Genomic DNA, 21,590 nt, shown 5'->3' on the forward strand with positions numbered 1-21,590 from the left:
CTTCCGATATTCTCGAAAGCCGCCGCAGAATTGCGTCGCGTTTATCGCTAAAATGCTATCTGTAAATTGACAATCATCTCATTGTTATCGATTGAATTTGATTCCTCGTTATTCACCATATAGTTGATCTGGAGCTTGGTATATTTGCCGTCGATCAACAGGTTCGTGCCGAGGGTGTAACGATTAAGACGGTCTCCGTCGAAATCGAGGTTGCCGTCGAGTTGTTCGACACGAGCAAGCAGTTGAATTTCCGGAACGAATTTGCTGCCGGTGGCAAAAGTCTGGCCTGCCCAAAGGTACCAGCCGGACTTGTCAACGCTACCGACCTGCGAACGGATGAATTCGCCTTCGACGATCGAGCGCTGCCACGACCAGGTTGCCGAACCGCCCCAAGTGTCGAGATTCTGTTTGAGCGAATCCACGGCGTTGGTCTTGCCGGCGATCATGTTGCCGGCGAACGTCAACGTCTTGCCGACTTTGGCTTCGACACGCGAGATGAAGTTCTTGTCACGATTGAGGTCGGCGGAATTGATGTTGGCGCCGTTGAAAATACCGCCGGTGACTTTTACGGTAGCAGCCTTAAGAACGTGCTCGTAGGATACTGCGGCACCCATATCGCGGCCCGGGCCGAGGGTCTTAGCCATTGAGGCAGCTGGGAACGGCATGGCGGTCGTTGAACGGACGTTATCGGTGCAAAACGGCGGTTTGTATTGACCGGCTTCGAAACTTACGTGCTTCGATGCCTTGATCGTGAGCTTGGCATCAAGCAAAAACGGAGACTTGGCGAATTCGCCGATGAATTGGTAGCTTGACCAATCGTTGATTGATCCGATAGCGCCGAATTGCACGGTGCGCATTTCGAAGTTTGAGACTTTCGAAGTACCAGCGCGTTGATAGTAAGCGCCGTGAACCGCGCCATAGAGCGCGATCTTACCGTGATTAGTCGCGGCCGGATTTTTTGGGCGGGCTTTCTCGGCATCGCGGGACTCTTCGACGAAAGTCTTGAGATCGCCAACGACTTCGCTGAGTTGCTGTGCCAGAATCCAGGTTTGCTCGTCATTGGCCGGGACGGGTGTAGAGATTATCTCACCTTCCGAGTCGGCAATGACTGCCTGGTTGCGCGGAGCTGCAGCTTGCGCGGCGAGTATCGCACGCAAGGTGTTTTCGAGATTGGTTAATGAACTCAGCAGTTTATCGAATTGCTGAGCCGAACTGGTTTCTGGGAGCGATGCTACTAAGAGCATTGTTGCCAGGAACATGATGAAGAATTTCTTCATGTGCTTCTGCCTCTCTCCTTTGAGTAGTTGGATTCCATAGTATTATCGACATATAATCGAGTTTCTCGACGACAATGGTCGCCGATGAAGTAAATGCTCTCGTCATTGGCCTGTGCGGCATTGCGGGATTGCAGAATGAAACAGTTGCTTCGCATTTTCGGCTAAAACCCCGCCACAATTTGGACCATAGCAACAGCGTTGCGTTCGGCAGTCCGGATCAACTCACAGCGCAGTTCTGTACCGACGGCAACGGGTAAGGCGATTCCAGCCGAGTATTGTGATTGCCAGGGTTCGGCGTTCTTGTTGGCTGCAGCGTATCGACTGATTACGCGCCAGGTGGCGATATGGCAGTGCGCCTGCAAGTAGCAGCCGCGTGAGACCTGTAGTTGGCCTTCTCGATCGAGAGAGTTGTAGATGAACTCGCCATGACAGCCAAAAAGCGTGCCGTCGTATGATAGATCGCTACCAAGCAGTGTCATTCCGACGCCGCCACGGTCATCGATGCCAACACTTCCGGAGATTCCCAATTCGATGTCACCACCTGCAGGGTTGATGCCCAATCTTCCGCCGAAAGCAGCTTCGGGAACGGTAACGACTACGCCGATGGAGTCTTCTTCAACACCGGCGGTCCAGTTGTAAACTTTGTAGACGACTTCAGCAGATTCTTCGTAACCGTTGACTGCAAAGAGGACGGCGTTAGCGGAACGCGAAGTGGCTTGCACTTGCACGCCGTAGTCGTTCCACCCGCTCCAGTTGCCAACACTTTGGCTGAACCATGGCGAGGTAACGGTTTCACAATCGGTCGATGCATAGTAGCGCGAGCCGATACCGAACGGCACATCGAACTGACCGGCAACAAGACTGATGTTGTTGAGGTACCGTTGATCGTTTTCGTACAAGGTCAACTGAAGTTCAGCGGCGCCAAGTTCGATTGCGCCATTGTCGCTGTTGTAGGCGGCACACAGTAGGATGCCGACGCGGTTAGATAGCATATGCTCCAGATCGAGTTCGGCCTGTCCAACTGAGAACCTGTGAGAATTGTCAGATCCGTTGGAATATACTCCGCGTACATCAACGAAACCACTGAGTAACGGCCCTTGACTCGGAGAAACATCCACGCTATCAGCGGGCTGCGCCGCGATGACGCCGGCGATGAGAATCTCAATCGCAATTGTGAACGCGCAAATTTGCCTAATCATAATGTCAGTGCCCTTTCTTGTAGCAACGGGACCATCCTCAATCAACTCTTAACGTCCAAGTGGATAGAATGTTGACTGACCGTGCTATTATCGACGGAGCACTGCACAAAATATTAATAGATTGTGATAATGTTCACAATTTCAGCATTCAATAGACCCGGCAGCTCGACAATGAAAGGAGCCGCTCATTTTGGTTTCAAAATGGAATGAACGCTTAGAAGATTCGGAGTTTTATGTATCGACCGGGGTTGAGCCGGAAGTCTTCAAGGAGAGCTTCGGCTCGGTCGAGCGTGCGGCTGAGATTCTGATAGAGGGTGTCGTTGGTCAACAATTGACCGGCGGAGCCTTCGCCGGCTTGGACCTTGTCAGTGATTGTTCGCCAGCTTGAGATGATTGAGCGGAGATCTTCAAACGGCTTTGGGTCGTTCATCAGTTGAGCGAATGTGCCGCTGCCGTTAGTGAGTGAATCGAAGAGTGTATTTGTATTGAGAGCGAGATTGCGCATTTCGGTATAGAAAGTTGAATCGGTAATGAACTTGGCGAATGAACCTTCGCCCGATTCAAGTTGCCGGGTGAGGTTGTTGGTGAGAATCAGCAACTTGTTGAGGTCGAAGTACACATTGGGATCATTGACAAAGAGGCCGAGCGAGCCGGTGCCGTTGTTGATCTTCTCGATAATCTGTTTGGCGTGCATGGTAGCTTCGCGAATGTTCTCGACGGCCGCGCCGCCTTCAGCAATGATGCCTTCGATAGAGGAGGATTTCTCAGCTTGAAGGTAATCGCCATCTTCGAGGATTTTCGCCGTGTCGGTGCCAGCGGAGATTTCGATGGTCTTATCGCCCAACAATCCCATAGTGCCGATGAACGCTTTTGAGTCACTGCGGATGATCGATTTGACTGCTTCGTCGATCGCGAGACGTACCTCCAACCGGCCAGATTCCGTTGCAGAAAATTCAATATCCTTGACAGTGCCGACGCGAAGTCCGGAAAGTCGGACAGGCGAACCGGGAAGCAGTCCGAAGACGTCATCGTATTTTACATGCAGAACGTATTTGCTTTTCCAGATGCCTTCCTGGTCGCCGATCGTAAACACAGCGATTACGAGAAGAACGATTCCGAGGAGCACCATCAGCCCGACGCGTACTTGTCTTGACATTAATTGTACTCCCGCCCGCAGGCTAAGTATTCGACGATGAACGGATCCGTCGAGGCTTTGAATTCATCAGGTGTGCCGGAGAAAGAAACGACGCCGTCGCGGATCAAGGCGAAGCGGTCGCCAACGTAGAAGGCAGATATCAGATCATGTGTTACCACGATGGATGTAACATCGTGAGCTTCCTGCGTGTTCCGAATCAGCTCATTGATTGCCTTGGAAGTGAGCGGATCGAGCCCTGTAGTCGGCTCGTCATAGAGCAGATAGCGCGGTTTGAAAGCCAGCGCCCGCGCCAAGGCGACGCGTTTCTTCATTCCACCGGAGAGGTCCGACGGCATTTTCTTTTGCACTCCGCTCAACTGCACGAATGAGAGGACCTCAGCGACACGGTCTTCGACTTCGCTGTTGGACATGCCGGTATGTTCACGCAGCATGTAAGCGACGTTTTCCTGAACATTGATTGAATCAAAAAGCGCTGCGGATTGAAAAAGCATACCCATCTTTTTGCGAACCGGAATCATTTGCTCTTCGGTGAAGGTCGTAGTGTCTTGATCATCAATAATGATGGTACCGGCATCAGCGGACATAAGTCTAAGAATTAGTTTCAACAGGACAGATTTGCCGGAGCCGGACTTGCCGAGAATGACCATGGTTTGTCCTTCTGCGATTTGCATATCGACACCAGTCAATACTTCCGCGCTGCCAAAGCTCTTATGAATACCCTTGAGATGTATCAAATGCACCCTATCCAGTCTCAAACATCAGGAAGAAAATCTTTACCAAGAGAAAGTCAAACAGAAAGATGAGAATCGAAGAAGTCACCACCGACATTGTCGTGGATTTGCCGACGCCTTCAGTACCGCCGCTGGTTGTGAGTCCGAGATGACAACCGACCAATGCAATGATGAAGGCAAAGACGACCGGTTTTGCCAGGCCGGTGAAAATGTCCTGCAGTGCCAATGCCTGAATGGTTGACGATTTATAAAAACTAAAATCGAGTCCGAGAGAATACATCGAGATCAACATGCCGCCGATGATACCGACGATGTCGCCGATGACGGTAAGGATTGGCAGCATTATCAACAGTGCAATCAAGCGCGTGGTGACCAGTTTCTTTACGGGATTAGTAGCCATGGCGCGCATGGCGTCGATTTGCTCAGTGACTTGCATAGATCCGAGTTCGGCGGCAATTCCGGCGCCAACTCGACCAGCAACCACCAGTGCCGTCAACACGGGTCCGAGCTCACGCACCATCGAGAGTGCGACGACAACGCCGATGTAGACCTTGGCGCCAAAGCGGGCGATCTGATAGCCAGTTTGCAGGGCCAGCACCATGCCGGTGAAGAAGCAAGTGAGCAAGACGATTGACAGCGAGCGCACACCGATTTGGTACATCTGTTCGAGAATCGTATCGAAGTAGCTTGGCCGCGTGAACATATAGCGCACGCTGTCGATTGTCAGACGGAAGAGCTGATAGGTATGGATGGCGCCTTTTTCGAGAATCCCGCCGGAACGCACTTCAATCTTGCGCATTCGACCTCGCAATACCTAAGCGCTTTTCCAGCTCGGTGATGATTTTGTCCTCAAGCAGTCCAAAGGAAGTGCATTTCACTTTTCGACCATTTGCCGTGATATTCAGCAATGTAGCAAACTCAAACTTGATTTTCGTTTCGGCGCTTCCACTCAAGAGGATACGCATTTTACCGCGCCGTGTTCCCGGATACTGTGCTCCGAAGAAATTCATGCCGCAGTCGCAATACTCGGGAAGCACCTCAAAGCTGTCGCTTTCGATGGTGCCCTTTTGCAAGTCAGTTCGAGAGATTGGAATTTGTTCGGCATCGAGAATCTTCGTAAGCGTTTCCATAACTTCGGGGCGATTGCTGTGCTGGAATTCAGCCACAACAGGTTCGCGCAAAGTCGGTTTGCGAACAGTACAAGAAACTGCAACTGATATCAGTATGACAAGAACCACCCAACGCGCCATATCTGCAAATGTACGTGAAAATAGTCGCACACTTCAAGACTTTATTGTGAAGAATGAATTAGGAGTTAGCGAGTCTGTTTGTTGCGGTTGCGCCGTTGCCTGATGATCTCGAATACGGCCGGTACCGCCGAGATGAGAATTATCACAACGATGACAATTGAGAAGTTGTTTTTGACAAAGGGAAGGCTGCCGAAGAAGTATCCGGCATATACAAAGAGTCCAACCCAGAAGATTGCGCCGATGATCGTAAAGGGGACGTACTTTCGTCGGTCCATTTTTGCCACACCGGCGACAAATGGCGCAAAAGTGCGGATAATCGGCAGGAAGCGACCGACGATAATGGTGCGGCCGCCATATTTGTCATAGAATTGCTGTGTTTTGTCGAGGTATTCTCGTTTGAGGAAATGGCTGTTTCCAGAGAACGCTTTCGGACCGATGAAGCGACCAATAGTGTAGTTCGTATTGTCGCCAAGCACAGACGCCAGCGCCATCAATGCAAAGGCGATGTTCGGATCAAGCGCGCCAGTAGCCGCCAAAGCACCGGTTGCAAACAGGAGCGAGTCGCCGGGAAGAAATGGGGCGATGACGAGTCCCGTTTCGCAAAAGATGACGAGAAATAAGATGGCATAGGTCCACGTGCCGTACTGACTAATCAGCTCGGCGAGATGCTTATCGAGGTGCAGGAACAGATCAATGAGATAGGTGACAATTTCCATCGCGGGAATATACGAGTTGCCGGTCGAAGGGCAAGGAGTTATGTATATGGACAGACGACCACATGTTCAAATCGCGGCAAGAATGATTGTCTGTCTGATCTTTCCAACAGTGGCGCAAATTGTGATAGATTTGGACCAATTGCTGTAATCAGCATTAGAAACGAGATACGGAGTAACTATGCATCTTCCAGAGCAACACCGCACACATCGCGTGGGTTGGCTCCGCGCAGCAGTCATGGGTGCTAATGATGGAATTGTGTCGACAGCGAGCTTACTGGTCGGTGTGGCAGCTGCCGACGTGAGCCGAAGCAGCATCCTAATCGCCGGTTTGGCAGGGCTGGTCGCCGGAGCAATGTCTATGGCTGCCGGAGAATACGTATCAGTCAGCACCCAATCAGACACTGAGCAGGCAGATCTTGAACGTGAACGCAAGGAGTTGGCGAACGATAACGATTTTGAGTTGGAGGAGCTTGCCGCCATCTATGTCGGACGAGGGCTCGATGCGCAGCTTGCGAAACAAGTTGCACAGCAACTCATGGCTCACGACGCGTTGGGTGCACATGCCAGGGATGAACTGGGAATTTCCGAGACTCTCAGTGCCCGACCATTTCAGGCAGCAATGGCTTCGGCGGCTACTTTCACGGTTGGAGCAGCATTGCCACTGGCAGCCGCGATCATCGTACCAACGACCGCCATTGTGGCCGTGGTGTCGATATCATCGCTGGGGTTTCTTGCACTGCTGGGCGGGTTGGCGGCTCACGCCGGCGGTTCACCCTTGTTTGTGTCGATAGTGCGGGTGACATTCTGGGGTGCGCTGGCGATGGCGTTGACTGCCGGTGTAGGTGCATTATTTGGTGTCGCCTTTTGAGTTTAAAGAAATTACCATTTACCGTGTCAGGATAAATAGTATCAAACTCGATTGAGAGGAGACAGACAATGGGCGACAAGGGCGGAAAGAAAGACAAGGACAAAGATCAAAAGCAAAAGAAGAGCAAACACGATCAAGAGGAAAAGGCAAAGCAGAATAAGCAGCCAAAGAAAGCTTAATCGCCGATTCTATTGTTCTGAAGATTGCGGGGAGATTTCGGAAGAGGTTTAGTTGAGCCCGGGATGTTCAGAATTTCACCTCGCTAAAAAATGCACCATCTAGGACTCGAACCTAGGGCCCGCTGATTAAGAGTCAGCTGCTCTACCAACTGAGCTAATGGTGCATTCAATCGACTATGTCTAAATATGAGGGTGGATGGGATCGAACCATCGGCCCTGTGCTTAAAAGGCACATGCTCTACCACTGAGCTACACCCCCATAGCACGATTGCCAAAGATATAAACCCTGAGGCCAATGTCAACCTGATTGGGAAGATTTTTAGGGGGTCGTATTCCTGCTATTTGTAGTCTAGCAGTTCCTTGCCGGAATTCTTCGCGAGATCATACGCCCATTTTGTGATAATGATCGAACAGATTACGCCGCTGACAGCATCAAGAGCGTAGATTTTCCAGAGCCAGCCGGCGGTCAAAGCGGCGATTGCAGTCAAGCTGGTCAATGCGTCCGCGATGACGTGAAGGTACGCGGCGCGAATATTGTGGTCGGAATCCTCCCGCTTGTGATGCAGCATCACGGCGCTGACGGCATTGACTATCAGGCCCACTACTGCAACGACGATGGCCTCGCCAAACATGATTTCCTGCGGATTAAGAAAGCGCGCGACTGATTCGATGGCCATCCAGATGGCGATCACCTGCAACAGCAAAGCTGAAGTATATCCAGAGAGGGCGAGGATCTTGGCGGTGCCGGCGACAAAGCGGGGGTTGTCGTGATTGCGGCGGGCGACCCAATAGGCGAACCAGGTCAGGCCGATTGCGAGGACATGCGATGACATGTGCCAACCATCAGCGAGCAGCGCCATCGAATTGGTGTAGTAGCCAAAGCCGATTTCAACCAGCATCGTAATTGCAGTAAGCAGGACAACCCACTTGGTCCGGCTTTCGTGATGATTTTGATGCGATGCTCGGAATGGTTGTGCTCGTGCGGGTGATGATGATGGTTAGAATGATCGTGATGGTGCGACATCAAGAGAAGATAGTTAGATTTCTCCATTAGTCAAGCTGTTGCAGTTCGACATAGGTAACGCCGAAAGCAGCAGCGCCCTGATCAAGAAAAGAATCGAAGGGTTAGCGACGCGGGTGCTTCGTCATGAGAGCGGTCTTGCGTAACTCAGCCTCTTGGACAGTCAACGGAAAATCGGGGCCGGTGTTTTCAATCATCACGGAAGAAACACATCCGGCAAAGCAACCAGCTTCGTACCAGTCGTAGCCTTTGTCGATTGCGTAGATCATTCCCGCAGCGTAGGTATCTCCTGCCCCGGTGGAGTCCTTGGCGAGCGTCTCATACGCCGGGATACGGTACATGGTCTTGCCGTCATAGATGACTGAGCCCTCTTCGGCAAGGGTAATGATGACGATCTCGGGTCCCCAGTCTTTCAGCATTTTTGCCGGGGTTTCGTAGTCGACGCGCGGATCGATTCCGGTGAGGACTTTGCATTCCATTTCGTTCGGCTTGAATACAGTCGAGAGAGAGGCGATGCGCTCGATTTCCTTGGTCTTTTCGTGGGTGATGCGGCCTTCTTTATCGATGTTGCGCAAGAATCCCTGCGGATCGACGAAGATCTTGGCGCGTGAACGGGCTTTGACGATCTCGACGTACTCGAGATCAAGTTCCTGGAGAATGGGACCAAAGAGAATCCAATCGGAATCGGCGTACTTCTCAGGGAAAAAGTCAATTGGTCCGGCATCGCCGAGGACATCGAGCGTGCGGTTGCCGTGCTTATCATAGTAGATCAATTTGAAGCCGCCGGAAATCTCGGATTCTTCAACGGCGTATTCGATGCCGAAACGATCCATTTCATTTCGGAAGACCTTATCGTAGTCTTTGCCGATGCGGCCAATAAGGGCGGTTTTCTTGCCGAGTTTGGTCAATGCGAGACAGGCGTTGGTAGAACAGCCGGAGAGAACTCGACCATCGGTTTTGAGGTATGGAGTTTCAATCAGGTCAAAAACTGGATTTCCGATTCCGGTGATCATCTTCTCAATTTCGCTTTCGTAGTAAATCTACCCTTGAACAACAACGGCGCCCAATTAGCCAAGAATCTACCGACAGAATCATAGCGCCCTGATCGTTTTTGCCATGCGGCGCGGTTAGAATAGGCGTTTGGCCGTGAACCGTCAAGGAAATTTCACTGCTGCCTGAGATCGAGCAGCGTCATAGTTTGCTGTTAACATTGAACTTAGAGAAACAAACCCATCATTATCACTTTTCCCTTGACAATGCGGACATTTCTATCTACACTCGTTTTGAGTAACTTCGGGTGTTTATTACAAACTTCTAAGAGACGACCGAGGATAGATCAAATGCCCAGCGATGGTCAGTTGAAGCCTTCCCGTTATAATCTTCTCGTTGATCTGGCGTCCGGGCGCAAGTTGGCGTTCAATGGAGCCACCGCTGCGTTAGCAGAGATCGATGAAGAGACTATTCCCCGCTTCCTACGGTTACTAAAATCGCCTCATCGAGCTGAAAATAGTACTGAAGTCGAACTAGTCGAACAAATGAAGTATGCGCGGTTCTTATGCCCTGCAGAACACGATGAAGTTGCGGAACTGCAATCTCGTGACCGGCAGCAGCGGCAATCGAAGTCGACTTTTTTCCTGACAATAGCTCCAACATTAGCATGTAATTTCCGCTGTGATTATTGTTTCCAGAGATCCAATGGTCTTGTGATGGATGACCGGGTCGTGGAAGCGTTGATCGCGTTCAGCAAGGAGCGGCTTCCCAGCAGCGAGCGGTTTATGATTACATGGTTCGGCGGTGAACCTACGCTCTGCATGCCGACAGTTGAGAAGTTGCAGGGGCGTCTGGCCGAAATGTCGCAGCAGTTTGGAGTCAAAGAGCTGACCTCGACAATGATCACAAACGGTTATCTGCTCAATGGTACATTGGCGAGACGTTTGCAGGATTGCGGCATCAATGAGGCGCAGATCACGTTGGACGGTCCGAAGGAAGTACATGATCGTCGGCGGATGATGTCGGGAGGGCGCGGCACATTTGAGCGGATACTGGCCAATATTGAAGAGTCGTGCCGAATCATTCGGATCATTGTTCGAATCAATGTAGATAGTGAAAATAGCTCTGCGCCGCTGGAGGTTGTAGATATCCTTCAGCAACGAGGACTTCTACAGCACGTGAATATCTATTTTGCACCGGTCAACCCATCTCAGGGAGTTTGCGCTGACGTCAGTGGTCGCTGTCTGAGCACTGAAGCATTTGCGCACCTCCAAGTGAAGCTCTATGAGGAGTTGGTTCGACGCGGTGTATATCGGATCGAGTATCCGCAGGTCGCTCCGGGTGGTTACTGCGGCGCCGGAAACGATCACTCGTTTGTCGTAGCTCCCAACGGGCTGTTATTCAAATGCTGGGAGGAGTTGTCAATAGAACCGGATGATGCGATCGGCGATGTGTTTGGCGGCGTGCGAAACCAACGGCAGCAACGGAATTTGGATCGTTATCGCCTGTTCGATCCTTTCAGCAAATTGGAGTGCCGTGAATGCGCGATTCTGCCGTTGTGTCTGGGCGGCTGTCCGAAGGCTGCGACGAGCGAAAGCAATGACGAACGAGGATTTTGCTCTCCGTGGAAGTACAATCTCGGAGAGATGCTAACATTAAGGTACAAGTGTAACACTCACGAGGAGGTAAGAGGATGAAGTTCATCGAATCACCAAGCACTGCCATTCAGAAGCCGTGCCCATGCTACAAGAAGCTGTTTCTGATTCTGCCGCCGCTGCAGGATTAACGCTTCTGACCAAATTGGACCGGCGCTGAACGGCGCCGGTCCTTTCAGTTACGAAGGGAAAATGACACACGCAAAGAACCTATCGCAGCGTCGTCCGGAGATTGTCGGGATAGAAATCACGCGGGCTTGCAATCTGACATGTTCGCATTGTTTTACCGCGGCGGGAAGGCGACCGGCAAATGAGCTGAGCACCGGTGAACTTCGCAGAGTCATTGACGAATTGAACGAGCTCGGCCCGGCACGAGCGATAGGCTGGACGGGCGGCGAACCGCTGTTGCGAGATGATCTTGTCGAACTTATGGACTATGCATTCAAGAAAGGCAAGATGCGGTCGGGCGTTACAACAAACGGGCTTCTTCTGAATGACGATTTGGCAAAAACCATGCGCGATTCGGGAGTCTATGCAATTCAAATAAGCGTTGACGGATCGAATGCTGAGAATTTTTCGCGGATGCGCAATGCAAGGCAGGAAGATTTCGCGACGATACTTAGTGCGATGAGCGCAGTGAAGAAAGCCGGACTGCAACTGCATCTGGCGATGTTGCTGGGCAAAGAAACTTTGGCTGACGCCCGTGATTTTCTTAAACTCGCCACGGAACAAGGCGCTGACGGCGTCAGATTCTGTGGATTTGTACCGGCTGGGCGCGGTCACCGTGATTCGATTCGCGAGCGATTTGAGTTTGGCGACCAACTCGGCCCGCTCCACGATTTCATTGCAGATGCCGCTGTACTGGAAAAGCCGATGGTCATGTTCGATCCGGCATTCGGACCCTTGCCACCGGACTACCAGTTTCATGAATGCTTGGCAGGAGTACAGACGATGTACATAGCGTCGACAGGCGCGGTCTATCCGTGTACGTCGCTCATTTCACCGCGATTCGAAGTCGGAAACATCCATAACCGATCACTGGCGGAGATTTGGAATGACCCGAAAATGACTGAAGTCTCAGACTTTGATTGCGGCAAGATTCATGGCAAGTGCAGTGATTGTGATCATATCAGCGAATGTCACGGTGGTTGCCGGGGAATTGCCTACGCCAACAATCTTGATGTCTGTGCTTCTATACCGAATTGCCTTTACGAATACAGTCGCTCTACCAGGAATCAACCGAAGGTAGATTCGATAGGCTGATCTCCAAGAATTATCGGATCTTCATGAAGTGTGTAGGGGGCTATTTCTCGCGCTTGTCGAGGATTTTCTTGGCGTATATGAGACGCTGAATACTGGTAAGATATGAGACGGCGCCAACGATGATGAGTGAGTACGTAAGAGCATTGTATCCGGGGGCGAAATGTTCGATGATTGTTCCTACGATAATGATCAGAAACTTCTCAAGACGTCCGACTGCTCCGACTGCAACGTTTTCGATCTTGCCCTGTGATTCTGCGGTCTCGCGAGTATAACTCGCGGCAATCATCCCAAAAAGTGCAAACATTGCCCAAAGCGGGTTTACAACTTTCGAGGCGGCAATACCCATGAGGATGGCGGCTTCGGCGTAGCGATCGGACACGTGATCAAGGATGCCGCCGAACTTCGTGCCGCAGTTGCCGGCGCGGGCAGTTGCACCATCCAGCATATCCGCCAACATGGCGGCAATCATAACGATGGCGCCCCAGAGGAGATAGCCCTTCCAGAAGAGCACTGCGGATCCAATTGACACCAGGAAGGCGATGCCAGTGAGGATATTCGGAGTTAAGCCGAGCTTGAGGCAGACTTTGCCGAAAGGAATTGAAGCGCTTTCGTAGGATACACGGCGTTTTTGCTGCATTTGTTGCGTCACGGTTTTATCAATCATGCTCCTGTGAGCCTCACCCAATTGAAGTGTTGTCCAAAAGTAAAAGCGCAGAGACTCGAGAATTGTCTCTGCAGCGTTAAGTCCCGTAATAATAGCCTTGTGGAAATTTAGCGTCAAGGGAAATGTAGGGCGACAAAGGGGCGCAAGCGACGGGCGCGCGGAACGCGCCCGTGTAATGCAGGGTCTGTTTTAGCAGTCGTAGTACAGCTCGAATTCGCCTGCGGTGGGCTGGCGACCGATATTGCCAAAGTCTTCGTTGCGGACTTTGAGCCAATTTTCGATAAGGTCCTCCGAGAAGACTCCGCCTTCGAGCAGGTAGATATGGTCCGCCGCGAGTGCTTTGGTCGCACGATCAAGCGATGTCGGCAACTGGTGGATTTTGTCCAATTCGATCTTAGACAAATCGTCAAGGTTCTTATCGAGCGGCAAGCCCGGATCGATCTTGTTCTTGATTCCATCGAGTCCAGCCATCACCATCGCGGCATAGCCGAGATAAGGATTCATGGTTGCATCAGGAGGACGGAACTCGAAGCGCATAGTCTTGGGATTGCGCTGGTAACCGGGGATGCGGATGCAAGCGGTGCGATTGCCCAGTGAATAGGTGCCGGCGGTAGGTGCTTCAAATCCCGGCACGAGCCGTTTGAAGGAATTGGTGGACGGATTGGTGAATGCAAGCAGCGAATCGACATGCTTGAGCACGCCACCGATGTAATAGAGTCCTTCTTTGGAAAGGACGTTCCGGCCGGTCTTATCGAAGAAGATGGATGTTCCGTTCATCGCAAGGTACTGATGTACGTGCATACCGGAGCCGGGCTCATTGAAGAGCGGCTTGGGCATAAAGGTGGCGGATTTATTGCTGCGGAAGCAATGGTTCTTGACCATGTATTTTACCAGCATCGACTGGTCGGCCATCTTGAGAAGCGGTTGGAAAGCAGTTTCGATTTCGTGCTGGCCGCGACCGCCGACTTCGTGGTGATGGTACTTGAGACCGACGCCGACGTTTTTCAGAAGAGTCGAGATTTCAGAACGGAGATTGAAAGTACGGTCAAGCGGCGGAGCGGCATGATAGCCCTTCTTCCAGCCGATTTTGTAACCAAGATTGTCGGCGGCTTCGTCATCAATAGTGTCAGCCTCGGCTGATTTTACCAGATAGTAGGCCATACCGGGTTCCTGCTTGTAGTCAGCCTTGTCGAAAACGTAGTATTCAAACTCAGGTCCGATGATGGCCTGTGCGCCTTTGACAATCTTGGTGATGTAACGTTCAGCGGCTGCGGCGACGCGACGGGGACAGCGCGAGTATGGAGTCACTGTGCGATTGGATTCCATAATATTGCCGATGAAAGAAACTGTCGGCTGATCGAAGAACGGGTCGATAAATGCTGTGTCGTTATCGGGGAGGAGGATCATATCTCCCCGCTCGATTCGAGTGAATCCACGCAGGGATGAGCCATCGATGCCGATGCCGTTTTCGAAAAGTTCTTTATCGAGAGACTCAACCGGCAATGTGATGTGATGCCAACTACCCGGCAAGTCGACAAATTTCACGTCGATGAATTCGGCTTTGTTTTCTTTGACGAATTTCTTGATTTCTTCAAGCTTCATTTAGATATCTCCTGAATGGACTGCCGCTTGTGACAATTTTCACATAAGTTATGTGTTGCGACCAAATTTGGCAAGCGAAATCAGATAACTTAGGTATGCGATGCAAGCGACAAGTTAAGCGGTACAAGAGCCACGACTTTGCCGGGAACAACCAAACTTGTTGACTAATGGGCGATTCATGGCGTATCTTGTCAAGTATCAATAGTTTCCGCATTGAGGAGTTCTATATGTCGCAAACCCGCATCCTTTTGTTAGTAACAGTTGCAGCCATCATGTTGATTTCCAGCCCGTTACTTCAGGCGCAGTCACCGCAAGGAGGGTTGACTCCGGGGCTGATTGAGGAACTGCGGGTGAATTTCGAAAATAACGGACGCAATCCGGCTGTGTATAACGCGCTGACAGCTAACGACATAGCAAACTTGACGGTCAACCGCGACAAGTTGATTGCTCACAATGCGATTTTCAACAAAGAGATAACCACCGGCGAGATCACGAATCAAGAATCCTCTGGACGGTGCTGGATGTTTGCGGGATTCAACATGCTCCGGCCAAAGGTGATGGACAAGCTGAAGTTGGACAGTTTCAAGATGTCGACCAACTACCTGTTCTTCTGGGACAAGCTTGAGAAGTCAAACACATTTCTGGAATCGATGATTGAACTTGCGGCAAAACCGCTTGGTGATCGCGATGTTGATTTATTGTTAGAGGATCCCTGCGGTGACGGCGGCTGGTGGTCGTATGTCGTGGACCTGATTTCCAAATATGGCGTGGTCCCGGAACAGGTAATGCCGGAGACATTTGCGACGTCGCATACCGGCGGGTTCAATGGAATTCTCAATCGCAAACTGCGGAAGGATGCCTCCGAGTTGCGGGATCTTCATGCATCCGGTAAAACGGCTAACGAATTGCGTGGAGCAAAGAACAAGATGTTGCGCGAAGTCTATTCAATACTGGCACTGAACTTTGGCGAGCCGCCAATGAAGTTCACTTGGCGATTTGAGAGCAAGGATTCGACGGTCGCTCCACCGCAAGAGTTTACGCCGAAGCAGTTTTATGAGGAAATGATCGGGGTTAAGCTGGAAGACCAGATCGTGATCTTTGATCATCCGGGAGTGGAATACTTCAAGTACTTTGAAATGAGCTGGTCGGGAAATCTTGCCGATCGCAATAATCTGCGGTTTATCAATCTGCCGATTGATAGCCTGAAGCGCTATGCGCTTGAGACAGTACTTGCCAATAATCCGCTGTACTTTGCCTGTGATATCGGCAAGGACAACTATGGTGCAAAGGGTGTACTGCAGAAGGGTATCTACGATTACAGCTCGGTGTATGGGTTTGATGTCAGCTTGACGAAGCGGGAGCGAATCATCTATCGCGACAGTTCTCCCAATCACGCGATGGTGTTGACGGGAGTCGATACGCTTAATGGGCAAGCAGTCAAATGGAAGGTCGAGAACAGTTGGGGCGACAAAGGCGGCGACAAGGGCTATTGGACAATGTATGACGATTGGTTTGACGAGTATGTCTATTGCGTCATCATTGACAAGAAGCTGCTGCCAAAGGAAGTTTCTGCGATTCTCGCTACTGAACCGTCAAGACTGCCGGCGTGGGATCCGATGTGGAGCGTGATGCGCAGCCTGAAATAGTCGGGATCAGCGACTATCTGTTCAAATACTCCAGCGCAAAGGTGATCAGGTCACGGCCTTTTTTATCGCTTGAGATATCCGGCGGAATTCCCTTGTTGTTGTAGCCGTCTTTCAAGATGTGGTCGTTGAGGGTGAACGTTGGATATCCGAAGTAGATGCCGTCATGTTCGCAGCCGATCCTAACCATATTGATATTATTGTAGTCCACCACTCCGCCGGTGTTCGTCCCAATCGTCACGACCTTATCGCTGGAACTCTTGGAGTGCAATATGAAAGTCTCTGCGGCGCTGATGTTGGTCCGATCTGTGAGGATTACAACTTTGCTCAGGCTCGACGGATACAGCGTTAACTTCGAATCGGAAAAGCGCGGCCCTTTCAGAATTTTCCCCATGTTCTGTTTCATATCATCGACAACCGGTTGATAAGGATCGCTTGTACCGCCTCTTGAGAACTGCGCGAAATATGCCAGATTGTCCTCGGAAGCCAGAGCCAATCCAATCTCGCTCGTCAATGGCTTTTCGGCGTAAAGAGACATCAGGTTGAAGTAGATGCCATTGCCGCCACTGTTTCCGCGAATGTCGATGATCAGATTCCTACAAGTCGTCAATGCGACTTGATTGCCAAACAGCACGCTATCAAAACTCGGTTTTTCCAGCAGAAACGTCGGTATCGTCAGAAGTACAGTGCTGTCTTCAAGATGTTCAATCGTTGGCAAGGTTGGATTGTAGAGAGCCGCCGAGTCGAGAGATATTCGGTCAGAGTAACTCACGCGACCCCAGAATAGTCCTCCCCAGATTCCCAGCAGTGTGTTGTCTTTGGCAAGGTCAAGTTTCACGTACCGCGGCGAGTATGCGTTCGAGTAATACACGCCTTCGTATACGCCATCCTTGTAATTCACACCAAGCTTCAACTCGCCGATCTTGTCAGGCTGAGAAGAAGACAGTATGACCGCCACGAATTCATAGGGCCAGTCTTTGTTGTTATTATGAACTACTGCGAATCGTGTCGTACCATCAGTCCAGACACCTTCAAGAGCGCTCAATGACTCGCGTTTGGCGGCAAGATGATCTTTCAATGAATCCACAGCATAAAGGCGTTGCCGCAAAGAGGATTTGAACTTCCCGTTTTCCTCTTCGCTGTACTTCGGATATTGCGACGCGAATAGATGGCCGTCATTGAAGAATGACAGGAATCGTTGCATGGCGCTGACACAATTCAAGGCGTCGATGCCATTAACCGTCGGGCGAAAATCTTTGATGCGGTCTTGATAGTCGCTCTCGATTTGATCCTTCCTCAACGCATAGCCGATGTAGTTTGCTTCGAGCTTACGGGTTAGTTCATCAAATGACGCCTGGCAGTCACATTGTGTAGAGTCTTGTGCAGAGAGTATCGGAGCAAAAACGCTTGTGCAAATTAGGCAGAGAAACAAGGTCTTCAATTTCATTGGCATTCCTTTTTCCAGTTTCAAAAAGATACGGGGAGTCGATGCGAAAGTTGCAACGCGATAAGATCACGAAGGAAAGCGCCTGAAGATTTCGGATTAAGTGAGTTCTGCTATGTTCTCGGCTCCGATTGTGGCGTTGCTCCCTGTGACAATGCGGCGGTGGTAATCGATTTGGCCGAGATGGTAACCAAAGTGGGACACCAGGTGAATGAGAAATTGGCCGATTGTGAGTTGGAGTTCGCCCAGCAAAATGGGGTATGGTTTTTCAAGGTCGAGGTCAGAAATCTCTGAAAGACCGTCTTCGACTGATTGAATAGCGACATCGATGCGTCGTTCCAATTCAACCAAATCAATGTTCTTGTCTGTGAACTCAGCATCGCGATTGCGGACGTAGCCGTTTTCGCCGATGACAGCGCCGATGAAGTGGCTGATGTTACCGGTGAGGTGCAATGTCAGCGAGCCGGCGGAATTGCTGATACCGGGAGGCGCCAACCACAGGTCGGATTGGTTGGGATATGCATTGATTTCGCGGCGCAGTGCATTGAGATCGCGAATCAGAACACGCTGAATGGATGTGATGGCGTTCATAACTATATTACTCCAAAGTTAGCGGCGCTCGCGCTTACGGAATAGGACTTTGCTTCCGAATTGCATTGGCGCCTTGGGCATGGGTAATACGTCGCTATCTTGAAAAGCATCCAATGATTCAATGCCGCGATTTAGTTGAATTCCGGTTTGGCGATCTTTCCCGCGAAGATCACGGCGTTCGTGTTGTGCTCGTATATGACAATTAGGAAGGGTCGGTCGAATCGGTATGGCGGGGTAAATGATGTCAGTTCGATTCCTACCGATGTGACCGCCGCTGCCTCCGTGCCGACCTCGTCGAGTTGGACAAAGGTCTTTTGGATGACTTCGCTGATCGCAAGATTTCCGTCGCGATTGATTCCTCTGAAGTCGGCGAGGTCTGAAAATGCGATTCCCATTCCCAGCGTTGTGAGCGGGACATTCAATTTTGTCTCAAATTCGAATTTGAACTTCGGAATCCAGAGCTCTTCGTTTCGCTGTACGAGTGCTGATTGCCATTCCGACCATTTTGTTTGGTCGAGTCCGGCGATGACTTCATCGATAGAGGTTGCCGGATCGACTGGAATTGCAGCGAGAAGTCGGTAGTCGCCGTTGCCATACGGCAGTTCGACACCCATCACACCGGCATTCATCATGAAGCGCAGGCTGTCGGTGTTCATGTACATGAATTTGCAAGAGTGTGTCGTACCGTCCGCACAGTTGAAGTTCATCGGCCTGGTTTTGGATGGATCAAACTGATAGGTCCATGCGCCTTTGAAGTAGAGTGCATTAATTAGATACATCACCACGTCGCCCGGAATCTCTTCGATGATCGTGTCAATCTTGCCATTGGTCTTGTCATTGACCCAGTTGTTGATCGTTGTCACCGCTTGCGGAGAGCCGAAATCCAAAGCGCTGACGACGGCATCGAAGTAGGTGCGATTAACATCGAGAAACTCGGATTCGACCTGGAACCAGTCGGCGTGCCAGATTGAATTGGCGATTTGGAATTTGACATTAGAATCGAGCCCCGAAAATCGGTCGATCAAACTGCGATACGACTCGTTGATTTCCTGCGACGATAGATCAACAAATCCGAGAGTCGACATCATGGCAGTCTGGGTTGTATTGCGCGCGCCGTTATAGGTCATGCCCAGCGCCATTGATGCACTGAGGGGCGAGATGAAGATGTTTTTGTTGGGCTGGGATGTCTCAGACTCCACAACTTCGCGGAGCAGATTCCAAGTGAACTCATTGCCGGCGGCCACGAGTTTGGACTCGGCGGCGGTGACTGGACCCGGCACATTGACGGGTGGTTTGTCTACTGATTTTTCTTCGCTGCAACTACCAATAACGAGCGACAACATTATCGCCGCGAAAAAGAACCCAAGCTTTTGCATACGTGCCTCCTATTGCACTTGAAATGTAATACCTGTCACTTCCATTGCAAGACAATCTTTGGTGTCGCTATTGAAGACGAATGAGAAATCGGTTTGTGAATCAATATCTGCTGTAGAAGCTGCGAGAGGTAGGGACCTCTCATATTCTGAATAGATGTGCCGCCGTGGATTAACGCGGCGGCACAGATAGCGCATTGCTTGACAAACTGAACTAATTAGTTGAGCGGGATATTGTTCTTGTTTTGATCGAGCCATTTGTCGAAAGACTGCAGCGAAGGATTCAGACTGCGTGAGACATCGAGACTGCGCGCTCCAACAAAGTCGCTTTCGAAATCGCGTTTGAATTGGAACATGTTGCCGAGATCATCGGCGCCGGGGAATCCGAATCCGCGATAGACCTCGGGCGCGATAGAATTGTAGATGACTTTGGTGCCCAGCGCTTTGGACATAGCGGCAGCCATTTGCTCACCGGTGAGATGCTCGCCTGCGATGCCGACGGTTTTGCCAATGAACTCCTGCGGTTTCTTGAAAACGCCGAGTGCACATTTGCCGATGTCCGCGGCGGCGATGCCGGGAAGTCTCTTGTCGCCCAACGGAAAGGTGATGGCGAGATTTCCGTTCTGGTCTTTCTTAGGACCAAGTCCAAAATAAACGAAGTTATCCCAGTAGAACGATGTCAAGAGCAGGGTAGTCGGCACACCGGCTTGCTTGAAATGAATGTCGGCCTCTCCCTTGCCGTCGAAGTGCGGGACTTTGTATTTGCCGTGCAAGGTGGGCATGCGGTCGTCATCAAGCGGCACCCATCTGCGGGTGTCTTCGAGAGTCGACCAGATGACGTGCTTGACACCGGCGGACTTGGCGGCTTCGGCCATGGTCTTCGCCTGTGCGACTTCCTTCTCGGCGGAGAAATGCTCCCAGAAGTTGGTCAAGCAAAATGCGCCGTACGCGTCTTTGAAGGCGTTCTTCATGCTGTCGAGGTTGTCGATGTCGGCAGCGACGACTTCGACGCCGAGTTGCGCGAGTTGTTTGGCTTTGTCGGAATTGACATTGCGGGTCAGCGCACGCACTGTGAATTCGCTGGAAGCATCTTCAAGGATTGCGCGGACAAGTCCGCCTCCCTGCGCGCCGGTGGCGCCGACGACGGCGATGATTTTCTTGTCTGACATTTGAAACTCCTATGGTCGGATTATCTGAATACGAGAAATCGTTGCTTACAGAATCTTAAACAAGGAGAGAGTCGATGCGGTTCCGCAATTGTAGAGAATGTAGGGTGATGATTTGACGATACCGAAATGTCTTGATTCAGAATGCCGTGAACCGGCCTCTCAGTTAATGTACTTAGATGTCGACATTCCTCTATAAGGGAGGAAAATCAAATGTCACGAACCGAACAGTTGGAAAAGACCAAGGGCAGTCAGCATTGGCTGCAGTTAGCTGTCAACTCGAATCCGAATTCACTCGACGCCAAGATCAGAGCCGCGCTCGCTTTGAAAGGCGACGAATCGATTGTCTGGCGCTCGCCGCTCGAAAATGATAAATACTCGGAGTACAGCGACCAGCAATTTCTTAAGGCCGTCGGACTTGAGGACAAACTTGGCCGCCGGTCGCTGGAATCGTTTTGGCCGCATCGTGGTCCGGTTTGGGATGGTCTTGCGACAACCAGTCGCGGTGATGTCATTCTCGTCGAAGCCAAGGCTCACCTTGGCGAAATAGTCTCGCCTGCTTGCGGTGCGAGTGAACCGGCGATGAGTTTGATTCGCAAGAGTCTAAACGAGACGCGCGAATTTATGGGAGTGACGGGCGGTTCCGATTGGGCAGGCACATACTATCAATACACCAATCGACTTGCGCATCTGTATCTGTTGCGTGTGCTCAACGATATTCCGGCTTGGCTGGTGTTTGTATACTTCCTCAATGCACAGGATGTCGATGGGCCGACCACCATTCAGGAATGGAAGAATAAGA

The 21,590-nt window shown here is 51.0% G+C and carries 20 protein-coding genes and 2 tRNA genes; 5 read left to right on the top strand and 17 right to left on the bottom strand.

Features of this window, described 5'->3' with window-relative positions; translation table 11 throughout:
• Positions 1 to 47: 47 nt before the first annotated feature.
• The 7 genes from IPH59_09385 to IPH59_09415 all read right to left on the bottom strand — a co-directional run bounded on the left by IPH59_09385 (position 48) and on the right by IPH59_09415 (position 6,329).
• Positions 48 to 1,277, bottom strand: coding sequence for a hypothetical protein (locus IPH59_09385; protein ID MBK7091918.1), 1,230 nt, complete (start codon positions 1,275 to 1,277; stop codon positions 48 to 50).
• Between the two features lie 161 nt (positions 1,278 to 1,438).
• Positions 1,439 to 2,476 (bottom strand): hypothetical protein, encoded by a 1,038-nt coding sequence (locus IPH59_09390; protein ID MBK7091919.1) that lies wholly within the window; start codon positions 2,474 to 2,476, stop codon positions 1,439 to 1,441.
• Between the two features lie 214 nt (positions 2,477 to 2,690).
• The gene (locus IPH59_09395) at positions 2,691 to 3,632 is read right to left on the bottom strand and encodes an MCE family protein (protein MBK7091920.1); all 942 of its coding nucleotides are present in this window, start codon (positions 3,630 to 3,632) and stop codon (positions 2,691 to 2,693) included.
• Positions 3,632 to 4,366, bottom strand: coding sequence for an ABC transporter ATP-binding protein (locus IPH59_09400; protein MBK7091921.1), 735 nt, complete (start codon positions 4,364 to 4,366; stop codon positions 3,632 to 3,634). The genes IPH59_09395 and IPH59_09400 overlap by 1 nt, the downstream gene beginning before the upstream one ends.
• A gap of 7 nt (positions 4,367 to 4,373) precedes the next feature.
• On the bottom strand, positions 4,374 to 5,162 hold the full coding sequence (locus tag IPH59_09405; protein ID MBK7091922.1) for an ABC transporter permease: 789 nt from the start codon (positions 5,160 to 5,162) through the stop codon (positions 4,374 to 4,376).
• The gene (locus IPH59_09410; protein MBK7091923.1) at positions 5,149 to 5,613 is read right to left on the bottom strand and encodes a hypothetical protein; all 465 of its coding nucleotides are present in this window, start codon (positions 5,611 to 5,613) and stop codon (positions 5,149 to 5,151) included. The genes IPH59_09405 and IPH59_09410 overlap by 14 nt, the downstream gene beginning before the upstream one ends.
• Positions 5,614 to 5,678: 65 nt before the next feature.
• Positions 5,679 to 6,329, bottom strand: a complete 651-nt coding sequence (locus tag IPH59_09415; GenBank protein MBK7091924.1) for a DedA family protein — start codon at positions 6,327 to 6,329, stop codon at positions 5,679 to 5,681.
• A 178-nt stretch (positions 6,330 to 6,507) separates the two neighbouring features.
• Here IPH59_09415 and IPH59_09420 point away from each other — a divergent pair, with 178 nt between their 5' ends.
• Positions 6,508 to 7,197: a VIT family protein gene (locus IPH59_09420; GenBank protein ID MBK7091925.1), complete on the top strand. Its 690-nt coding sequence runs from the start codon at positions 6,508 to 6,510 to the stop codon at positions 7,195 to 7,197.
• Between the two features lie 270 nt (positions 7,198 to 7,467).
• Here IPH59_09420 and IPH59_09425 read toward each other — a convergent pair.
• The 4 genes from IPH59_09425 to IPH59_09440 form a co-directional block, all read right to left on the bottom strand.
• Positions 7,468 to 7,540, bottom strand: a tRNA-Lys gene (locus IPH59_09425).
• A 23-nt stretch (positions 7,541 to 7,563) separates the two neighbouring features.
• Positions 7,564 to 7,635 (bottom strand) — tRNA-Lys (locus tag IPH59_09430).
• A 79-nt stretch (positions 7,636 to 7,714) separates the two neighbouring features.
• Entirely contained in the window at positions 7,715 to 8,275 is a 561-nt protein-coding gene (locus IPH59_09435; protein MBK7091926.1) for a cation transporter, read from the bottom strand.
• Between the two features lie 226 nt (positions 8,276 to 8,501).
• A complete protein-coding gene (locus IPH59_09440) occupies positions 8,502 to 9,410 on the bottom strand; it encodes a bifunctional hydroxymethylpyrimidine kinase/phosphomethylpyrimidine kinase (GenBank protein MBK7091927.1) in 909 nt (302 codons plus the stop codon).
• Positions 9,411 to 9,737: 327 nt separating this feature from the next.
• Between IPH59_09440 and IPH59_09445 the strand changes: the two genes are divergently transcribed.
• Both IPH59_09445 and IPH59_09450 read left to right on the top strand, forming a co-directional pair.
• A complete protein-coding gene (locus tag IPH59_09445; protein ID MBK7091928.1) occupies positions 9,738 to 11,084 on the top strand; it encodes a radical SAM protein in 1,347 nt (448 codons plus the stop codon).
• A gap of 150 nt (positions 11,085 to 11,234) precedes the next feature.
• Entirely contained in the window at positions 11,235 to 12,305 is a 1,071-nt protein-coding gene (locus IPH59_09450) for a radical SAM protein (GenBank protein MBK7091929.1), read from the top strand.
• Positions 12,306 to 12,345: 40 nt separating this feature from the next.
• Here the strand turns inward: IPH59_09450 and IPH59_09455 are convergent, their stop codons facing one another.
• Together IPH59_09455 and glnA are read right to left on the bottom strand one after the other, a co-directional pair.
• Positions 12,346 to 12,969: a CDP-alcohol phosphatidyltransferase family protein gene (locus tag IPH59_09455; GenBank protein MBK7091930.1), complete on the bottom strand. Its 624-nt coding sequence runs from the start codon at positions 12,967 to 12,969 to the stop codon at positions 12,346 to 12,348.
• 189 nt (positions 12,970 to 13,158) lie between these two features.
• Positions 13,159 to 14,571, bottom strand: coding sequence for a type I glutamate--ammonia ligase (glnA, locus tag IPH59_09460; GenBank protein ID MBK7091931.1), 1,413 nt, complete (start codon positions 14,569 to 14,571; stop codon positions 13,159 to 13,161).
• A 227-nt stretch (positions 14,572 to 14,798) separates the two neighbouring features.
• On the opposite strand from glnA, the gene IPH59_09465 reads away from it, so the two are divergent.
• A complete protein-coding gene (locus tag IPH59_09465) occupies positions 14,799 to 16,217 on the top strand; it encodes a C1 family peptidase (protein MBK7091932.1) in 1,419 nt (472 codons plus the stop codon).
• Between the two features lie 13 nt (positions 16,218 to 16,230).
• Here the strand turns inward: IPH59_09465 and IPH59_09470 are convergent, their stop codons facing one another.
• The 4 genes from IPH59_09470 to IPH59_09485 form a co-directional block, all read right to left on the bottom strand.
• On the bottom strand, positions 16,231 to 17,667 hold the full coding sequence (locus IPH59_09470; GenBank protein MBK7091933.1) for a hypothetical protein: 1,437 nt from the start codon (positions 17,665 to 17,667) through the stop codon (positions 16,231 to 16,233).
• A gap of 90 nt (positions 17,668 to 17,757) precedes the next feature.
• On the bottom strand, positions 17,758 to 18,249 hold the full coding sequence (locus IPH59_09475) for a DinB family protein (GenBank protein ID MBK7091934.1): 492 nt from the start codon (positions 18,247 to 18,249) through the stop codon (positions 17,758 to 17,760).
• A 131-nt stretch (positions 18,250 to 18,380) separates the two neighbouring features.
• The gene (locus tag IPH59_09480; protein ID MBK7091935.1) at positions 18,381 to 19,625 is read right to left on the bottom strand and encodes a serpin family protein; all 1,245 of its coding nucleotides are present in this window, start codon (positions 19,623 to 19,625) and stop codon (positions 18,381 to 18,383) included.
• A gap of 215 nt (positions 19,626 to 19,840) precedes the next feature.
• Entirely contained in the window at positions 19,841 to 20,791 is a 951-nt protein-coding gene (locus IPH59_09485) for an NmrA/HSCARG family protein (protein ID MBK7091936.1), read from the bottom strand.
• 210 nt (positions 20,792 to 21,001) lie between these two features.
• Here IPH59_09485 and IPH59_09490 point away from each other — a divergent pair.
• Positions 21,002 to 21,590 (top strand): hypothetical protein (locus IPH59_09490; protein ID MBK7091937.1); only part of this gene is annotated, 589 nt, incomplete at its 3' end.

It is taken from the genome of bacterium (assembly GCA_016708315.1).
GTDB lineage: Bacteria > Zixibacteria > MSB-5A5 > CAIYYT01 > CAIYYT01 > JADJGC01.